Raw genomic sequence first — 18574 nt, 5'->3', positions numbered from 1 at the left:
AACTGAATAAAAACCTTTAAAACAAAAAAACTATCCGACCCAACAACTACTTTATCCTTTAAACAGAGCCGACCTATAATTATTATTCCTACAAGTCAAATGCAGGAATGTATTTTCGTGTTTTCCTATCTGACTTAATTTTTGATAAGTCTCATACATTTGTATCTACTATCAGTCATGCATATGTCATCAAATAATTAAATCTGGATTATAGTAATAAAACTTCAGATTGTTCTATTATAGAAACAAAATAAGACCCGATTTTATTTCGGGTCTTTTCATTAATATTTAATGTTTAATCTCATTTTCTGTTACCGTAAAAGACTCTAATTTCAATAATTTAAATGCAATAAAAATCTTTTATGTTTTAAATTATATATTTCTCTTATAATGGCTCAGGTTTGCTTATGATAATTTTAGTTTCTACACTAGCGATAGATGCTGCCTCACCTGCTTCAGATGTTAAATTCCCATGTGTTAAGCCATAATTACTAACTCCACTATTATTTACTCCGGAAGCAGGAAGCCCCCAGAAATAGTGATTATCCACTTTAGTATAATAATTTGTCCAGGCACTTCCCATAACTGACATAGGAACAGAATATTTTACTGTTGATTTTGTTATTTTCGTTATGATAGCAACCTTTACTTTTGAATGTGCCGGAACTGGAACTGGAATTGCATCTTCGATCGTTTTTTCTGTTGACGTCTCAGTACCATCAGTAGTTTCTCCGCCTACTGTTACTTCTGTTGATACCTCACCTTTATAAAAGCCAGTAGGAATTCCAATTGAAAGCTTTGCTCCGACCTTAAGAGATCCGCTCACCTTACGCTGCCAGGTGGTTTTATATCCTTGCTTATATGTATATTTTTTGGTAAGAGTTGTCTCCTTATCACCATTGTTTATTACCTCAGTCACATATGCTTCATCAGGCATTTGAAAATCTTCACTTACTACTTCTACTGAAGGTTTCCCTAAAAGAACATGGGCGTCACCCGTTTCCTGGTTAGAAACATCACCCACCTTAAGTTCTGAATTAAAATTAACTCCATCCGGGCGTATATCCCTAAAAATGAATTTCTCTAAAATGGCTTTAGGGTTATTGACATCGTAACCTAATTGACTTAGGTGTTGAGCAGTTAATTTAAACTTTTGTTCTCCAGAAGTTGTTCCATTCTTAGAATAAACATCTGCATTTTTTGCCGAAAAAGAAGATTTAATATCTTTAACAACTGTCCAACCTGCTTTTAACAAATCTGCTTCATTAATTTTAGAGCTTTGTAGTCCTGCTTCAATATCCCCTGATGCTGAAATTGGTTTTGTGTCATCGATATTGTCATTTCCTGTACAAGACGAGACATAAAATACAATGAGAAATCCCGCGCTAATTGTTTTAAGGGTATTTCTAAACTTGATTTTGTTTTTCATATTTAATATTCTTTTTAATTTGTCCAGTAAATTTAAATTGCCTTTCCATAAAATGCAACTTTGTTGCAAAATTCTAATCCAATTCTAATCGAATTTTAATATACCTCTAATATTTTTTTAATATTAGGCACATAGGAATGAGTAATTGCTGTTCTGGACATAAAAAAAAGAGATATTAATACCAACAACAAGTGTTGTAGTAATTCAGAAGATAAAGTAAAATGGAAAAAGCTGGAAGAATGCAAAATGTGATACCACTACCTCGGTACAAGGAACCAAAATATTATAAAGTCAGTTTAAAAGAGTTATACTCATTGCATCAGATCGTCAGAAAACTATTTCCATCATCTCACAACATAATATAAAATTTTCACAATTAAGTTAAATATTATAGAAATAATTCCCAACATATTGTATAATTGAAAAAAGTTTTCGAAATTTACTTATCAATCAAATAAAATTAATAACATGAAAAATCTAAAAAAAATCAACAGAGGAGAATTAAAAACGATCAAAGGAGGAAGACCACCTCTTGGATGTAATAGCTGGAACCCAGTTGCTATGTGCTGCAGATCATGGGGACCAGACTACTGTGGCCAGACTACATGTCCGGATTCGCCACCACCATTATGCTAATTAACTTTTAATCATTATTTTTTGAACCAAAGTAGCTCATTTCTGAGTTCTAAATCGGATTCAAAATTATTGACAAATAAAGCTCCAGTGCCCAAACCTTGAGGCATTGGATTTTTTTTGGTAAATGTATACTGAGCAATCGCATTCAAACCAATATTACTTTCCAGTGCTGACGTAATCCACCAGTCAATATTTTGATTTTCAGCCATGGAAATCCATTCATCCGAACCGGAAAAACCTCCTACTAAAGCAGGCTTTAAAATGATATACTGAGGCTTAATTGCTTCTAAAAGCTGCTTCTTTTTTGCAGAATCAATAATTCCGATCAGTTCTTCATCCAAAGCAATCGGCGTTGGTGTTTTGGCACATAATTCTGCCATATCATTCCAGTTTCCAGCTTTGATAGGCTGCTCAATGGAATGAATATTAAGATCTGCAAGCTGCTGTAATACAATAACTGCCTCATCTTTATTAAACCCTCCGTTAGCATCCACACGAAGTTCCAGCTGATCTTTGGAAAATTTTTCTCTTAATTTTTGAAGAATAATATGTTCGGATTTCCAATCAACTCCGATTTTTAATTTAATACAGTGAAATCCTTTTTCCAGCTTCTCCTGAATCTGTTCTTCCATATATCCTGCATCGCCCATCCATATCAGACCGTTGATGGTAATGGCAGATTTTCCTTCGGTAAATTCACTTGGAAAATAAAGATTATTGCCATATTTCAAATTCTGAACAGCCTGTTCATATCCAAACCAGATTGACGGAAATTCTTTCAGTTCTTCTTTCAAAAAAAGAGCATCCTGATTGATATTTTCGCAAAGCCATTTTAATTTGTTTTCATAATCAGGCCTGTCGTCAAAACTGAGTCCTCTGAAAACGGCACATTCACCTACTCCTTTTTTTCCGTTTTCAGAAATGGTCAGAATAAAGGTTTCCTTATCAAGCAAAACGCCGCGAGATGTTCCACTCGGGCGTTTAAATTGTAATAAATATTGTAAATATTGTGCTTCCATTATTTTACGCTGTCGATACGCATAAATTCTTCAGCTTTTTCAACCATTTCAATGCTTCCACAGAAGAAAGGAATTCTCTGGTGAAGTTCTGTAGGTTCTATTTCAAGAATTCTTCTGAATCCATCGGTTGCTTTTGCTCCTGCCTGTTCTGCAAGGAATGCCATAGGATTACATTCGTATAAGAGTCTTAATTTACCATTCGGAGCCTGTGAGTAAGAAGGATAGATATAAATTCCTCCTTTTAACATATTTCTGTGGAAATCTGCTACCAAAGAACCGATATATCTTGAAGTATATGGACGGTCTCCTTCTTCCATCTGGCAATATTTAAGGTAATTTTTAACTCCCTGAGGGAATTTGATATAATTTCCTTCGTTGATAGAATAGATTTTTCCTGTTTTTGGGAAAGTCATATTTGGATGGGAAAGATAATACGTTCCTAAAGATGGATCTAATGTAAACCCGTTTACTCCATTTCCTGTAGTATATACAATCATGGTAGAAGATCCGTAAATTACATATCCTGCCGCAATCTGATTGATTCCTTTCTGCAAAAAGTCTTCCAGCTGTACCGGAGTTCCAGGTTCAGTAACTCTTCTGTAGATTGAGAAAATAGTTCCTACAGAAACATTAACGTCAATGTTAGAAGATCCGTCCAAAGGATCGATCAGTACTACATATTTGCTTAAATGACCATTTTCACCACATTTAATATCGATAAAATCATCATTTTCCTCAGAAGCAATACCACAAACAACCTCTCTTTGAGACAAAGCCGTAATAAAAATTTCATTAGCAATAACGTCTAATTTCTGCTGCTCTTCTCCCTGAACGTTTTGGTTTCCTGCAGCTCCTGTAATATCTACAATTCCGGCTTTATTTACTTCTCTGTTTACCACTTTCGAAGCCAATCTTATTGCACTTAGAAGACGAGAAAATTCACCTGTAGAATACTGAAAATCGTCCTGCTTATCTATAAGAAATTCTCCTAAAGTCTGTAATGGTTGATTTGACATATTTTTCTTTTTACGTTTTGCCCAAATTTCGGAAAATTTATCGCATTAAGAAAATTTAATTAAAAAAGAGATTACATACTGTATTACAATAACATACAATCAAAAAACAACATAATACCAAGCAATTATTAAAAATTTCGACTCCGAATTTGCTACACCAGACTCAAGAAAAATTCAGATTATTTCATTATTTGTTGATTTTAAGGAAATCTTAATTCTATCTCTGCGCTAGGCTATTTCATATCTCGTTGTAAATTTATAATTTTGACGTCCGTAAAAAACTCATGTAATTTTTTATCTAACAATTTTATTTTTAACAATTTAATGAAAATTTTCAAGTTTGGTGGAGCATCAGTAAAAGATGCCGAAAGTGTGAAAAACGTGTCTATGGTTCTAAAAAGCCAGGGATTTGCCAAATGCTTGCTGGTAATTTCAGCAATGGGCAAGACGACGAATGAGTTGGAAAAAGTTGTAGAACTTTATTTCAAAAAGGATAACTATCAAACCGAGATTGAAAAGATAAAACGAAAACACATTGAGATTGCGGAAGGCCTTTTTCCTGAAAATCATGCGGTTTTTGCTGAAATCAATCTCTTTTTTGATGATATTGACTCTTTTTTAAGAAGAAATAAGTCTCCTAACTACAACTTTGTGTATGATCAGGTAGTAAGCTGTGGAGAAATGATTTCTACTAAAATCTTAAGTGAGTATCTGAATGAAATTCAATTTACGAATCAGTGGCTGGATGCCAGAGATTATGTTAAAACAGACAATTCATACAGAGAAGGTGCGGTAGACTGGACAAGAACGGAAGAATTTATCTCTAATCTTAATCCTGAAATCTGCTATGTAACCCAGGGATTCATTGGTTCTGATGACAATAATTTTACGGTAACATTAGGAAGAGAGGGTTCTGACTACTCTGCTGCTATTTTTGCTTACTGCTTAAATGCTGATGCGATGACGATCTGGAAAGATGTACCTGGAGTAATGACCGGAGATCCAAGAAAGTTCAATGATGTGTCTCTTCTTTCTAATATTTCTTATGAAGAAGCGATTGAAATGGCATATTATGGTGCAAGTGTTATTCACCCGAAGACATTGCAGCCGCTACAGCAAAAAAACATTCCTTTTTATGTAAAATCTTTCGTAGATCCTACCAAAGAAGGGACAAAAGTAGGTGCTTCCGACAAAAATCAACAGGAGGAATCTTATATTTTAAAAGAAAATCAGGATCTTCTGAAAATCTCAACCAGAGACTTCTCTTTCATTGCAGAAGACCACATGAGTTTAATTTTCGGATTTTTATCCAAATATAAGATCAAAGTTTCTCTGATGCAGAATTCTGCAATCTCTCTGGCACTGTGCCTTGAGGACAAGTTTAATCATATTGATGAGCTCAACGAAGAGCTTCAAAAAATTTTTAAAACCGAAGCAATTAAAAATGTATCTTTATTCACAGTAAGAAATGCGAAGATGGATCACATTGATAAATTTTACCATGAAAAGAACGTATTATTAGAACAAATTTCTAAGAATACGCTTCAAATGGTAACACAATAATATTAATTGCGACTAAACACACATGAGTTTAATTTCGAAAAACGATCTGATCAAAGCTTCCGGCTTAAATAAAATTGGGTTTCTCAAGAACCCGGTAGCATCTGCTGTGATGAGCATTGCTAAAATAAATGAAGTAAATAGATTATACGATAAACTAAAAGATAAGGAAGGCAAAGACTTTTTCGACTCATTTGTGAGAGAAAGAAACCTAAGCTATGTAGCTTTTGAAGAGGATCTGGCAAAGATTCCGAAAACGGGACCGTTTATTCTGGTTTCCAACCACCCGCTGGGTGCTATTGACGGAATTCTTATGTGCAAGGTCTTATCAGAGGTTCGTCCGGATTTCAAGGTGATGGGGAATTTCCTTTTGGAAAAAATCAAGCCTATGGAACCCTATGTAATCTCTGTAAATCCTTTTGAAAACAGAAAAGAAGCTTACAGCAGCTCTTCAGGAATGCGTGAAACACTCAAGCATTTGCAAAACGGAGGCTGTGTAGGTATTTTTCCGGCAGGAGAAGTTTCCAACAAAAACAATCCTTACGGAGAAATTTTAGATAAGGAATGGGAAAAAACGGCACTTAAGCTTATCAGAATGGCTAAAGTGCCGGTAGTTCCTATGTATTTTCATGCAAAGAACAGCCGACTTTTTTATCAGGTGGCTAAACTTCATCCAAATTTACAGACATTGATGCTTCCCGCAGAAATGATGAATGACAGAGAAAAGCCTATCAGAATCAGAATCGGGCGCCCTATCACTGTAAAGGCAATGGATGAAATGGAGACGATTGAGGAATTGGGAGAGTTTCTTAAACGTAAGGTCTATATGATGAAATCTTACTATGAAAAGAGAAAATCCCTTGCGCAAAGTATCAATCTTCAGAACCTATCCGTAAAATTTCCTTTACTTAAAGAAGAAAATATCGTTCAGAATATCATTGACGAGACTCCTGTGGAAGACATCATAAAAGATGTTGACAAGCTGAGAGGAACTGATAAAATGCTGTTCAGCAACGGAAATTATGAGATCTATTTTACAACCTATGAAGAAATTCCTTCTATTATGAGGGAAATCGGGCGTCAGAGAGAGCTCACTTTCCGTGCGGTAGGTGAAGGAAGTAATCTTCCGTTTGACCTTGATGAATATGACAAACATTACCATCACCTGTTCCTTTGGGACAATGGTGAGAAAAAACTGGCGGGTGCTTACAGAATGGCATTAGGTAGAGAGGTAATGAAGAAATATGGCATCAAAGGTTTCTATACAAGCTCTTTATTTGAGTTTGAGCAGGACATTCACCCTTTCTTCAAAAAGGTGATCGAAATGGGTCGTGCCTACATCTGCCAGGAATATCAGCAGAAACCGCTTCCACTCTTCCTTTTATGGAGAGGAATTGTGCATGTATGCCTGAGAAATCCTGATCATAAATTCCTTATGGGTGGTGTGAGTATTTCCAACAAATTCTCGGAATTCTCGAAATCACTGATGATCGAATTTATGCGTTCCAATTATTTTGATTCTGCGGTAGCTCAATATATCACTCCAAGAAATGAATACAAGGTAAAGCTTCGTGACAGAGATAAAAATATTTTCTTTGAGGAAATGGAATCTGACCTTAACAAGCTGGACAAAATTATTGATGACCTTGAACCTGAATTGAGACTTCCTGTTCTGATCAAAAAATACATCAAGCAAAACGCTAAAGTAATCGCTTTCAATGTGGATCCTAACTTCAATGATGCGATTGACGGATTGATGTATATCCGAATCAGTGATCTTCCGGAAAACACGATTAAACCGGTATTGGAAGAGATGAGCGAACAGATCAGAAAAGAGCAGGAAAATAATCCGGCTGATAATCAGTAAGTTTTTAAGTTTATTCAAAAAAAGTACGATGAATACTTGCTTTGTATACTAAAACTTACTACTTTTGCATCACTTTAAAACAACGAAGTAAGTCAAACAAAAATATAATGGTTTCTTAGCTCAGTTGGTAGAGCAATGGATTGAAAATCCATGTGTCCCTGGTTCGATTCCTGGAGAAACCACTTTAAAACCTCTAATTCATTTTAGAGGTTTTTTTGTTTTTTTTATATTCTAGCTCTTTTGCCACATTTTATTCTTTCCGGAAACATTAAAAATTAATATAATTCATTTTAATGAGTATTATTGTTTAAAACACAAAAAAATTAATCAAAACAATGGGAATTATTTTTTTATTTGACAAGTAAGACTTAATTTAGTAGGACAAACCTAATTACAAATCCTATTATGAAAATTAAATTATTAACCGATACTTTTTTGGGTATCGCCACCCTGCTCGTTTTTCAATCATGTGCAGAAAATACTTTGGCATCAGAGGATACTGCTGCAACACAAAAAGACGCTTCTGCTTTAACGAAAGCAGCGTCTTTCAGCGTACCAGTTGCTGGAAATTCTTTTTTAACAGTAAAACCTTCGGGAGCCAATGAGGTCATCACCTCTACTAACTTAGGTAACTGGACGAATTCCAATACTGTAATCAGTACATATTTCAGAGTGAGCAATACGGGAACGTTAAACATTGGATTAAAAGCGTCTGTTCCTTCTGGCACAAGCGTTGTAAAAGTAACCATAGGCGGTACTTCCAAAAATGTTACTTTAACAGGGTCTACTTCTAAAGATTATACTGTTGGAGATTTTACTATTTCTTCTCCGGGTTATGTAAAAGTTGATCTTCAGGGAGTTTCAAAAACCGGAGGATATTTTGCAGATGTTACCAATGTTACTTTCAGTGGAACTGCTTCTACAGGAACCAATGTTTACAGTAACGATCCTTCTTACTATTATTGGGCACGCAGAGGGCCTTCCTGCCACATGAATTATGTAATTCCAACGACCAGTAATGTCAGCTATTATTACAATGAGGTAACAGTACCCGCAGGAGAAGATAAAATTGGCTCTTATTTTATGGCCAATGGCTTCAGTGCAGGTTATTTTGGAATGCAGGTCAACTCTGCTACAGAAAGAAGAATTCTGTTCTCTGTATGGAGCCCATTTGAAACCGATGATCCGAATAATATTCCCCCTGATCATAAAATTATCCTGAATAGAGCCGGTACAGGAGTAACGATTGGAGAATTTGGCAACGAGGGATCTGGCGGACAAAGCTATTACAAGTATAACTGGGTCGCAGGGCAAACCTATAAATTCTTATTAAAAGGCGAACCTGACGGCACTGGAAAAACAGATTTTACAGCCTGGTTTTTATCTCCAGATGCTACAACGTGGAAACTGATAGCCAGCTGGAAACGACCTCAGACCAGCACTTATCTTAAAAGCTTCTATAGCTTCGTTGAAAATTTCAATCCTGAAAATGGATATCAGGGCAGAAAAGCAGAATTCAAAAATCAATGGGTAAGAACTTCAGACAGCAACTGGTTTGCTGTTTCAGGAGCAAAGTTCAGCGTGGATAATACTTATAATGCACAACAAAGAATAGATGCAATGGGCGGAACAAATGGTAATGCTTTCTTTTTGCAAAACGGAGGATTCTTTAATACGGTTGTTGCTCCCGGCACACAGTTTAATGTGACAGCACCTACACAGGCTCCGAATATTAATTTTTCGACGCTTCCATAAACTTATGATTTAAAATAAAAGGGCCAGCTATTTAATATAAGAGCTGGCTTTTTATTTTATTTTCTTTGAGACCTTTGAAACACCAGTTTCTTTGTTATTAAAATCAGTAAAATGTTCAAGAGAATCTTTTATATGATCAAAAAGAAATCTTTTTTCTGATAGATCAGCAGGAAGATATAGTTTTTGAAGAACTTTAAAAGTATTGGCGGGAAGCTTTTAAAAATAATATTTAAAAAAATGAAATAAAATAAGACCTATCAAACTACTGACGAACAGATCATTGAAGACAAAAACAAGCTATAGCAATAGATTTATTCAAAAAAATAATGATAAAAACTTGCGCGGTATTATAAAATGTTATACTTTTGCATCACTTTAAAACAACGAAGTAATAAACGAAAACATAAATGGTTTCTTAGCTCAGTTGGTAGAGCAATGGATTGAAAATCCATGTGTCCCTGGTTCGATTCCTGGAGAAACCACTAGAAATTAAACAATTTCTAACAAACCCTTCAAATTTTACAATTTGAAGGGTTATTTTTTTATTATATATCAATGGAAAGTGTTAGTATAGAGCTAATTCTCAAAAAACTTTATTAACTATTTTTTATTTTTGACTATCGAATCCAATTTTACTGTCAATAATTGAGAATTTGTAAATAGTTGAATGTTTATACTCATTTTTAGGAGTTAGGATTGGTGATGGAAAATGAGATTGATTAATTGCATCGGGAAAATTTTGTGTTTCTAAGCAAAACGCTTCTCTTTCCTGGTATATGTGATCCCTTTTTCCTTTTTCATTTTTTATCCAATTGGCAGTATATAATTGTAAGCCCGGCATAGTGGTAAAAACTTCCATTTTTCTTCCCGACTGAGGCTCTATAACAATAGCTGCTAACTCCAAACTATGTATACGATGTTTTAAAACAAAATTATGATCATATCCGTTCCCAATAGCAAGCTGATCGTGATCAATATTAATTCCGTCTCCTATATATGTTAAAGAGGTAAAATCAAACGGGGTCCTTTTTACAGTTAAAATCTCACCTGTCGGTTCATAGTTTTTTGTAAGAGGAGTGTAAAAATCAGCCTCGATCTGCAATTGGTGGTTATTTATTGTTCCACTACCTTCTCCCGCCAAATTAAAATAAGAATGGTTCACCAGATTAAGTATAGTTTCCTGATCTGTTGTCCCTGAATAATCTAATCGTAATTCATTATTTTCACTAATAGAATAGGTTACTGTTACAGTTACTGTACCCGGATACCCCTCTTCCCCGTCAGGAGAAGTGTATTGAAAAGTCACTTTCGAGGCAGAAGACTCTTTAATATCCCATATTTTTTTATCAAAACCAATTAAACCACCATGCAAATGATTGCTCCCATCATTAATTATTAATGAGTATTCTTTTCTGTTTAATGTAAATTTTCCTTTTTTGATACGATTAGCATATCTACCACAAATAGCTCCTTGATAGAGTTTATTATTATCAATATATTCTTGTGCTGTATCATATCCCTGTACCACATCTGCCAATTTCCCCTCTTTATCTTTAACATTAATACTAACTATGATTGCACCATAATTAGTGATCTGTACAATCATCCCTTTCTTATTTTTCAGAGTAAACAATTGTACTTTTTGATTGTTGTGAACTGTGTTAAAAGCCACTTCATTGATGATACCCATTATTTTAAAAGTCTAATTTAACAGCTCCCTTTTGTCGGATAAATAAAGGATGACAAGAACCAGCACCAAATAAATGATTTAAGGTAGTAATGTATCTTTCAAGCAAAGCTTCAGGAACAAAGGCTTGTATTGTTCCTGCAAATCCTCCTCCATGCACACGCCAGGCTCCAGCTTCTTTTAATACGACTTCGCTATAAGCCAATCCCAATGAAACGGCTTGTTCTTTTATGTTATTTGATACATAAACATTTTGATTGTACATATACGAACTATGTCCTGAATCTATTACCAATTGTAAAAATTTTTTAAAATCATTCTTCTCTAATGCAGTTACTTCATCTACTACCCTGTCATTTTCGCATTCAAAATGAATTGCTCTTAAAATAGCCCGGTCTCCTACTTTCTGACGGATAGAAGGTGCAATATCCATTACATTTTCCAGAGTAGTTTCTCTCAGCACACTACATCCTAAATGGGCTGCAACGTCTTTCATCTCTTTAGGTAAAACAGCATATTCATTATTCAGATCGGTATGATCCCCTCGGGTATCTGTAATGACTAAAGAAAAACCGGTAGATTCAAAATCAAAATCTACTTTTTTAACAACAGGATTTGCTACATCAGCAAAATCAATGGCTACCAATCCTCCTACCGAACAAGCTACCTGATCCATTAATCCACAAGGTTTTCCAAAGAAAACATTTTCTGCATATTGCCCTATACGAGCATTTAGTATAGGATCTAATTTACCTTCATTAAATAAATGACTAACAATTACTCCAATTAATACCTCAAATGATGCTGACGAACTTAATCCGGAACCTTTAGGAACACATCCGTCAATTACGGCATCAAACCCTCCTATTTCATATCCCAATTCATTTAATCGGGCATTAATCCCCCGGACAAGAGCATTTGGAGTTGAAAATTCATTTTCGTTGGGAATAAGGTGATTTAAATCCACTTCAAATGTTTGATAACCTGAAGATTCAATCCGAATTATATCTGAATTATTTTTAGCAGCAATGGCAATATTATCCAGGTTTACTGCGCCTGCTAATACGCGACCATGATTATGGTCTGTATGATTACCTCCAATTTCGGTTCTTCCTGGTGAACTGAAAACAGAAACCTCTTTATCCCCAAAAACTTCTTTGAAACGGGATAATGTTTTAGTATATCGGGTTGCCTGCTGATGTAATAATTCTGAATTCCGCCCATATAACGTTCTAAAAAGAGGAATATCAGCTTCTTTAACTAAAGAATCAATATATTTAATATTTGACATTTATTTGTATCTAATTTATAAAACAGTCTATTTTTATGAAGAGCTATTTTATTTATTTTTATAATGAACTATTGAACTTTTTTTAAGAATTTCTGCGCTTTGTTCCGGAGTAATATCTCTTTGAGCTTCTGCTAACATTTCGTATCCCACCATAAATTTTTTCACGCTAGCAGAGCGAAGCAAAGGAGGATAAAAATGCATATGAAAATGCCATTCCTCATGGGATTCTGAATCTGTGGGAGCCTGATGTATTCCGGCAGAATAAGGGAAAGAAATAGAGAAAATATTATCGTATTTCGTAGTTAAATCTTTCAATATTTGAGCCAATAAAGCTTGATCTTCATGTGAAAAAGCCAATAAACTATTTAAGGGTTTTTTACTGATAATCATTGTTTCAAACGGCCAGGTTGCCCAAAATGGAACCAAAGCCACAAAAGCTTTATTTTCCAGTATAATTCGCTCATTAATTTCTATTTCTCTTTGAAGATAATCAGACAGAAGGGTTTTTCCATGTTTATCATAATAGTTCTTCAAATTTTGCTGTGTTCTAACCACCTGAGAAGGAATGGATGACTGTGCCCAAATCTGCCCGTGAGGATGAGGATTACTACAGCCCATGATTGCTCCTTTATTTTCAAAAATCTGAACATGATTAATGTAATCCAATTCTCCCAGATTCTGATATTCTTCTTTCCAAACAGACACCACTTTTGTAATTGCGTCTACGGACATTTCAGGAAGAGTCAATGAATGGTCGTGTGAAAAGCAAATTACCCGGTTAATTCCTCTTTCGGGTTCAATTTTAAATAATTCATCCTCGGTTTTATCGAAGGATACTCCTTCACTCAATAAAGCTCCAAAATCATTATCAAATACATATACACCTTCATACTGGAGGTTTTGGACTCCGTTAATTCTTGAGTTTCCCGGACATAAATAGCATTGGGGGTCATACTGATTTTGAACGCTTGTTAATGGTTCTTCCTGTTGTCCTTGCCATGGCCGTTTTGCTCTTTGTGGTGATACTAAAACCCATTCATCCAATAAAGGATTATATCTTCTATGTGGATGATTTTTACTGTTAAATGAATTACTCATATTGAGTTTATTATTTATATCAGTTTGACCCATTTTCAGGGATTAATTTGTCTAAAATAGGTTCGGATAATGTGTTTAATTCTTTATTAATTTTATTATTTTTCTGTTCAAAAATAATAATCTCATTATTACCCTTTTTTAAATAGCACCCTGGTAAATATAATGTCTGCTGTGGGCCTACTGACCAATACCTTCCTAAATTAATACCGTTAACAAATACAATTCCTTTCCCAAAAGGTCGCATATCTAAGAAAGTGTCTCCCACGTTTGATACATTAAAATTTCCTTTATAGATCGCTGGTCTGTTCTCTTTTAAATCAGATTTTTGTTTGGCATCAATTACCGGAGCCTTTTCAAAAGGAAGCCCGTACATTTCCCAATCTCCAGTAATTTTACGGTCATTAATAAATACAGGAGAAATAATTCCTTTTGTATTTTTATTAATAGCAGCTCCATAGTTAATTCTTCCCATGTTTTCTACCAGAATGTCTAGTTTTCCATTGAAGGGTATATTAACTTCACATTCATATTTTTTATAGTAACGATTAAGCTCTCCAACTTTTTCTCCATTCACATAAACAATCGCATAATCTCTTAATCCATCAAGTTTTAAAGTTCCTTTAATGGGCTGATTAAAATTTTTGCTGTACCAAACATAGCCATGCCCTTGATTTAATTGCTCAAAAGTTAAAGGATTGTCATTAATTACAGGTTTTACATTATTCTTTAAAATTTCTAAATCAATTGCCTGAGACAATTTAATACCCTGAATCTGAATGACTGGAATCTTTGCAGGAATAGGGGGTGTAGAGGAAGTTTTTAACAATTCTCTTAATTTCAAATACTTTTCGGTTTCCCAACCCGCCTCAGTAATGGGAGCATCATAATCATAACTAGTCATACTCGGCTGTATATCATGATCTTTATCGTAATTAGCTCCGGAGGTAAACCCAAAGTTAGTTCCTCCATGTACCATGTAAATATTAAAAGAAATATCATTATTCATGAATTTTTCAATATGCCCTTTTACTCTTTCCGCAGCTTTACGAGGGAAAGGTTCTGCCCAATGATCTAACCATCCGGGATAGTATTCTGCTACCATAAAAGGACCTTCTCCATTATGAAATTTCTTTACTTCTTTCTTAATATTTTCTGGATCTTCGTCTCCATTTGCAGTTGGCAAAGCGCCCGGTAAAGCACCTCCTTCAAATAGCCAGTCTCCATCTGAAGTAAAAAACTCCATTCCTTTGAAGCCAACTTCTTTTAATTGATCGAATACGGATGAACTATATTTTTTATGATCTTCTATTTTTATATCTTCTCTTTGAGCAACAAAAGATCCAAATTCATTTTCTCCCTGCACCATAACAATAGGACCTCCATTAACAATCAGATAAGGTTTTACCACCTTGTAAAGCTCTGTGAAATAAGCTTTTGTTGAATTTAAAAAAGGAGTATTGTATTCTCTGATTTTCATATCCTTATCGTTTTGTAGAAACCAAGGATACCCCCCGAATTCCCATTCTGCACATACATAAGGTCCCGGACGAAGAATTACCATTAAGCCTTCTTCTTTTGCTATTTTTAAAAATTCGGATAAGTTTCGATTCCCGGTTTGAAAATCCCATTTTCCGGGAGCTATTTCATGATAATTCCAAAATACATAAGTAGCTATTGTATTTAGCCCCATGGCTTTAACCATTTTTAAACGATGTCTCCAATACTCATGAGGAATTCTAGCGTAATGAATCTCACCTGAATGCAATTTAACTGCCTGCCCATTAAATTTAAATTCTCCATTTTCAATTTTGAAAGATTCATATTTAATAGGTTTCTGCTGTGCATTGCTCAAATTTGCACCTACTAAGGACAGAGCTAAAATTATATTTTTAATAAGCTTCATAGTAATGTATTATAGATCTAGTTTAGTTAGTTGAATAAATTTATAAAATTACCCAATACAATCACACTAGTTCCTACCGGTTTTTGTGAATTTACCACCAGTTTAAAAATTTGGAAATATGATGAGACTTGTTAAAATAATTCTCTATTCGGTTGTACCCGAATACCAACAGGTTGTACATTCCATTGAACAAGCTCTTGCTCAACAACTGCTAAAAAAGACAAACCATCTTTCATAAGTAAAGTGTATGGAATAATTTTTTACAAAAAATCACCATTTCTCATTTTTCTCAAACACAAAACTCAAAATTATTCCTACTACCAAAAACGAACATAAATAGCAGTTAGAAGTAATATAATAATGACAATCAGGAATAATGTCCTATTGTCCAATTTGAACATATTTTTGTCTGTGACAAAAGCTTTTGGATTTACTTTTGGCCCAAAAATACTTAAGAAAACCATTACAGCTACAGTAATGAAAAATGACCACCCCATATTGATAAGGAAAGGAATTTCTGTAATGGTTTTCACTACACCATTTTCCAATTTTTCATAGGTGAATGCTGTATAAATCCATGTTTCTTTTCCAAATAATTCAACAGCAAAGCTGTTAAAGAATATAGATAATAAAAAACCAAGAATAACTCCAACTATAGCGGCAGTTCCGGTGGTTCTTTTCCATAACATCCCTAAAATAAACATAGCAAATACACCGGGACTAATAAAACCAGTATATTTTTGTATAAATGTGAAACCTCCTTCTCCACCGATTCCCAAAATATCTGTCCATGTAAATACCAAAGCAATAAGCATTGCCACTATAATTGCCCAACGTCCTGTTCTTACCATTTGTATTTCAGAGGTGTTGGTTTTTAAATATTTTTTATAAATATCTAAAGTAAAAATTGTGGATATACTGTTTACTTTTCCGGCAAGAGATGCTACTATTGCGGCTGTTAAAGCAGCTACTGCAAGACCTTTAAGTCCAGATGGAAGCAATCCCAGCATTGCAGAATAAGCACCATCTTTTGCACCATTAAAATTTGACAAATAACCTTTTGTATAAAGTACGTAAGCTGCAATCCCGGGAAGCACAACAATTACAGGCATAAAAAGTTTTAAAAATCCTGCAAATAAAATTCCCGTTCTTGCTGTTTTTAAATCTGCTCCTAATGCTCTTTGGGTAATGTATTGGTTACACCCCCAATAATTAAGCTGTACAATCCATTGTCCGGCAAAATACATTGCTAAACCCGGCAAAGCTATATATTTCTGTGCTGCTAAATTTTCTGGCATTGATAAAGTAGTGGTTGTAACTTGTGGTTTATTCAGAATGAGTTTGAAATGTTCCGGAGCTTCTTTCAAAAGGGTATCTAAACCTGTTAAGGCATTTCCAATAGCAGCACCATTAATTCTTTGATCTACAACCTGTAATGCCATATAAACTGTAGCAAAACCACCAATAATAAGAACTGTTACCTGAATAACATCCGTGTAGCCAATAACTTTCATTCCACCCAATCCAATAAACAAAGCCATTAGTAAAAGTGCAACCATAATGATATGCAGATGACCTCCACCGAGCAATGAATCGATAGCTACAGCTCCTAAATAAAGAATGGAAGTAAGATTAACAATTACATACAAAAACAGCCAAAAAATAGCCATAATAAGAGAAACAGATTTATTATATCGTGTTTCCAAAAACTGAGGCATCGTATAAATCTTATTTTTAAGATAAATAGGAATAAACCATACTGCAATAATTATAAGCGCAATTGCAGCCAGCCATTCGTAGACGGCAACAGCTACTCCTATGAAGAAGCCTTCCCCACTCATCCCAATAAATTGTTCTGCCGAAATATTAGATGCAATCAAACTCGCTCCAATTGCCCACCATGTAAGTGAGCCTTCTGCAAGGAAATAATCTTTACTTCCTGTAGTTTTTGATTTTTTTCGCTTGTATATCCATAGACCATATACTGTTACAACCAAAAAATAAATTAGAAATATAACAAGATCAAATGTCGATAGTTTTCCCACGCTTTAAAATTTTTATAATAAGTTTATCATAGATTTCTATACTTTTTAGCATTTTTACACATACTAAAGTATTCAATAGTTTAGCATTCCTAGTAAATCATATAGAATAAAATCGAATATTTTACACCAAAATCATATAAAAGGAAACCTTATATTGCCAAATGTATAAATTTGAAAAACACTTCCATACTTGTTCCTACCAGTTTTTGTATATTTACTACTAGTTTTAAAAAAATGGAAATATTATGAAGCTTATTAAAATAATTCCCGATTCGGTTGTACCTAAATATCAACAGATTATAAATTCCATTGAACAAGCTCTTGCTCAGCAACTGCTCAAAAAAAATGACAAACTACCTTCGATAAATAAAGTATGTATGGAATTCGGTATTTCCAGAGATACCGTCCTATATGCCTACGAAACACTTAAAAAAAGAGGTATAGTAAATGCCATTTTAGGTAAAGGATATTACATAAAAAGTACCGATTGGGATTTTGAAGAGCGAATTTTTCTGCTGTTTGATGAGCTGAATGCTTTCAAGGAAACCCTTTATAATTCATTTTTGGAAGAGCTGCAACAAAGATCCAATATTCATGTTTTTTTCCACTATTTTAATATAGATGTCTTCAAAAAGTTAATTGAAGAAAATAATGGAAACTACACAAAATACATAATCATGCCGGGCAATATGAATAATACGGCACCTATTATTAAGATGCTTCCAAAGAAGGACGTTTACCTATTAGATCAAACCAACTTACATTTAAGAGAATATTCATCAGTACATCAGAATTTTGCAAAAGACATGTATAATGGTCTGTCAAAAGCGAAAACTTTGCTTGAAGCTTACCAAAGATTAATTCTTATTTTTCCTGGAAAAAAGGAACCTATAGGCATGGTAGAAGGATTTACCAGTTTTTGTGAACAGTATAAAAAGAAACATATCATTATCAGTAATTTTACAGATGAGGAAATACAGAATGGGGATGTATTCATCATTCCCGATGATAAACACTTGGTCAACGTTATTAAGCAATCTAAAAAACAGAAGCTAAAGATTAAAAAGGATTTTGGAATTATCTCCTACAATGAAACGCCTCTTAAAGGGATTGTAGAAAATGGCATTACTACGATTTCTACAGATTTTTGGCAGATGGGAAAGATCTTAGCAGAGATGATTCTTAATGCCAAACAACAAAGAATTGAAAATGCTTCTGATTTAATTATCAGGAATTCCCTGTAATAGATTTGAATTTTTTTATTTGAA

The 18574-nt window shown here is 34.3% G+C and carries 13 protein-coding genes and 2 tRNA genes; 7 read left to right on the top strand and 8 right to left on the bottom strand.

Annotated elements, in window-relative coordinates:
• Positions 1–385: 385 nt before the first annotated feature.
• Positions 386–1429: an ETX/MTX2 family pore-forming toxin gene (locus ACM6F9_RS05325; RefSeq protein WP_414844737.1), complete on the bottom strand. Its 1044-nt coding sequence runs from the start codon at positions 1427–1429 to the stop codon at positions 386–388.
• Positions 1430–1897: 468 nt separating this feature from the next.
• Between ACM6F9_RS05325 and ACM6F9_RS05320 the strand changes: the two genes are divergently transcribed.
• Positions 1898–2065 carry a bacteriocin-like protein gene (locus ACM6F9_RS05320; RefSeq protein ID WP_164976724.1) on the top strand — a complete coding sequence of 56 codons (168 nt, stop codon included), beginning with the start codon at positions 1898–1900 and terminating at the stop codon, positions 2063–2065.
• Between the two features lie 14 nt (positions 2066–2079).
• Here the strand turns inward: ACM6F9_RS05320 and menC are convergent, their stop codons facing one another.
• Both menC and fbp read right to left on the bottom strand, forming a co-directional pair.
• Complete coding sequence (menC, locus tag ACM6F9_RS05315; RefSeq protein WP_414844736.1) at positions 2080–3084, bottom strand: o-succinylbenzoate synthase; 1005 nt, start codon at positions 3082–3084, stop codon at positions 2080–2082.
• Positions 3084–4100 (bottom strand): class 1 fructose-bisphosphatase, encoded by a 1017-nt coding sequence (fbp, locus tag ACM6F9_RS05310; RefSeq protein WP_034695188.1) that lies wholly within the window; start codon positions 4098–4100, stop codon positions 3084–3086. The genes menC and fbp overlap by 1 nt, the downstream gene beginning before the upstream one ends.
• A 324-nt stretch (positions 4101–4424) precedes the next feature.
• Here fbp and ACM6F9_RS05305 point away from each other — a divergent pair, with 324 nt between their 5' ends.
• The 5 genes from ACM6F9_RS05305 to ACM6F9_RS05285 all read left to right on the top strand — a co-directional run bounded on the left by ACM6F9_RS05305 (position 4425) and on the right by ACM6F9_RS05285 (position 9764).
• Positions 4425–5663, top strand: a complete 1239-nt coding sequence (locus ACM6F9_RS05305) for an aspartate kinase (protein ID WP_414844735.1) — start codon at positions 4425–4427, stop codon at positions 5661–5663.
• 22 nt (positions 5664–5685) lie between these two features.
• Positions 5686–7527 carry a lysophospholipid acyltransferase family protein gene (locus ACM6F9_RS05300; RefSeq protein WP_414844734.1) on the top strand — a complete coding sequence of 614 codons (1842 nt, stop codon included), beginning with the start codon at positions 5686–5688 and terminating at the stop codon, positions 7525–7527.
• Positions 7528–7636: 109 nt separating this feature from the next.
• A tRNA-Phe gene (locus ACM6F9_RS05295) sits at positions 7637–7709 on the top strand.
• A 223-nt stretch (positions 7710–7932) separates the two neighbouring features.
• Positions 7933–9282, top strand: coding sequence for a DUF3472 domain-containing protein (locus tag ACM6F9_RS05290; RefSeq protein ID WP_414844733.1), 1350 nt, complete (start codon positions 7933–7935; stop codon positions 9280–9282).
• A 409-nt stretch (positions 9283–9691) separates the two neighbouring features.
• A tRNA-Phe gene (locus tag ACM6F9_RS05285) sits at positions 9692–9764 on the top strand.
• Between the two features lie 125 nt (positions 9765–9889).
• Here the strand turns inward: ACM6F9_RS05285 and ACM6F9_RS05280 are convergent.
• The 5 genes from ACM6F9_RS05280 to ACM6F9_RS05260 all read right to left on the bottom strand — a co-directional run bounded on the left by ACM6F9_RS05280 (position 9890) and on the right by ACM6F9_RS05260 (position 17306).
• Positions 9890–10972, bottom strand: coding sequence for an aldose epimerase family protein (locus ACM6F9_RS05280; RefSeq protein WP_414844732.1), 1083 nt, complete (start codon positions 10970–10972; stop codon positions 9890–9892).
• A 4-nt stretch (positions 10973–10976) separates the two neighbouring features.
• Positions 10977–12260, bottom strand: a complete 1284-nt coding sequence (locus ACM6F9_RS05275; protein WP_414844731.1) for a galactokinase — start codon at positions 12258–12260, stop codon at positions 10977–10979.
• Positions 12261–12308: 48 nt separating this feature from the next.
• Positions 12309–13358 carry a UDP-glucose--hexose-1-phosphate uridylyltransferase gene (locus ACM6F9_RS05270; protein ID WP_414844730.1) on the bottom strand — a complete coding sequence of 350 codons (1050 nt, stop codon included), beginning with the start codon at positions 13356–13358 and terminating at the stop codon, positions 12309–12311.
• A 19-nt stretch (positions 13359–13377) separates the two neighbouring features.
• Positions 13378–15261, bottom strand: a complete 1884-nt coding sequence (locus ACM6F9_RS05265; RefSeq protein WP_414844729.1) for a beta-galactosidase — start codon at positions 15259–15261, stop codon at positions 13378–13380.
• Between the two features lie 317 nt (positions 15262–15578).
• A complete protein-coding gene (locus ACM6F9_RS05260) occupies positions 15579–17306 on the bottom strand; it encodes a sodium:solute symporter family transporter (protein WP_414844728.1) in 1728 nt (575 codons plus the stop codon).
• Positions 17307–17551: 245 nt separating this feature from the next.
• Here ACM6F9_RS05260 and ACM6F9_RS05255 point away from each other — a divergent pair, with 245 nt between their 5' ends.
• Positions 17552–18550, top strand: coding sequence for a GntR family transcriptional regulator (locus ACM6F9_RS05255; protein ID WP_414844727.1), 999 nt, complete (start codon positions 17552–17554; stop codon positions 18548–18550).
• The last annotated feature ends 24 nt before the right edge of the window (positions 18551–18574 follow it).

Source organism: Chryseobacterium sp. IT-36CA2, assembly GCF_949767875.1.
In the GTDB taxonomy this organism is placed as follows: Bacteria; Bacteroidota; Bacteroidia; order Flavobacteriales; family Weeksellaceae; genus Chryseobacterium.
Note: the sequence above shows the minus strand (reverse complement) of the source record. Positions and strands in the feature narration are given on the sequence as shown.

What these genes read in the sequence shown, in the direction of transcription:
- ACM6F9_RS05325 (WP_414844737.1), bottom strand. Translation starts at nt 1,429, where the DNA reads ATGAAAAACAAAATCAAGTTTAGAAATACCCTTAAAACAATTAGCGCG.
- ACM6F9_RS05320 (WP_164976724.1), top strand. Translation starts at nt 1,898, where the DNA reads ATGAAAAATCTAAAAAAAATCAACAGAGGAGAATTAAAAACGATCAAA.
- menC (WP_414844736.1), bottom strand. Translation starts at nt 3,084, where the DNA reads ATGGAAGCACAATATTTACAATATTTATTACAATTTAAACGCCCGAGT.
- fbp (WP_034695188.1), bottom strand. Translation starts at nt 4,100, where the DNA reads ATGTCAAATCAACCATTACAGACTTTAGGAGAATTTCTTATAGATAAG.
- ACM6F9_RS05305 (WP_414844735.1), top strand. Translation starts at nt 4,425, where the DNA reads ATGAAAATTTTCAAGTTTGGTGGAGCATCAGTAAAAGATGCCGAAAGT.
- ACM6F9_RS05300 (WP_414844734.1), top strand. Translation starts at nt 5,686, where the DNA reads ATGAGTTTAATTTCGAAAAACGATCTGATCAAAGCTTCCGGCTTAAAT.
- ACM6F9_RS05290 (WP_414844733.1), top strand. Translation starts at nt 7,933, where the DNA reads ATGAAAATTAAATTATTAACCGATACTTTTTTGGGTATCGCCACCCTG.
- ACM6F9_RS05280 (WP_414844732.1), bottom strand. Translation starts at nt 10,972, where the DNA reads ATGGGTATCATCAATGAAGTGGCTTTTAACACAGTTCACAACAATCAA.
- ACM6F9_RS05275 (WP_414844731.1), bottom strand. Translation starts at nt 12,260, where the DNA reads ATGTCAAATATTAAATATATTGATTCTTTAGTTAAAGAAGCTGATATT.
- ACM6F9_RS05270 (WP_414844730.1), bottom strand. Translation starts at nt 13,358, where the DNA reads ATGAGTAATTCATTTAACAGTAAAAATCATCCACATAGAAGATATAAT.
- ACM6F9_RS05265 (WP_414844729.1), bottom strand. Translation starts at nt 15,261, where the DNA reads ATGAAGCTTATTAAAAATATAATTTTAGCTCTGTCCTTAGTAGGTGCA.
- ACM6F9_RS05255 (WP_414844727.1), top strand. Translation starts at nt 17,552, where the DNA reads ATGAAGCTTATTAAAATAATTCCCGATTCGGTTGTACCTAAATATCAA.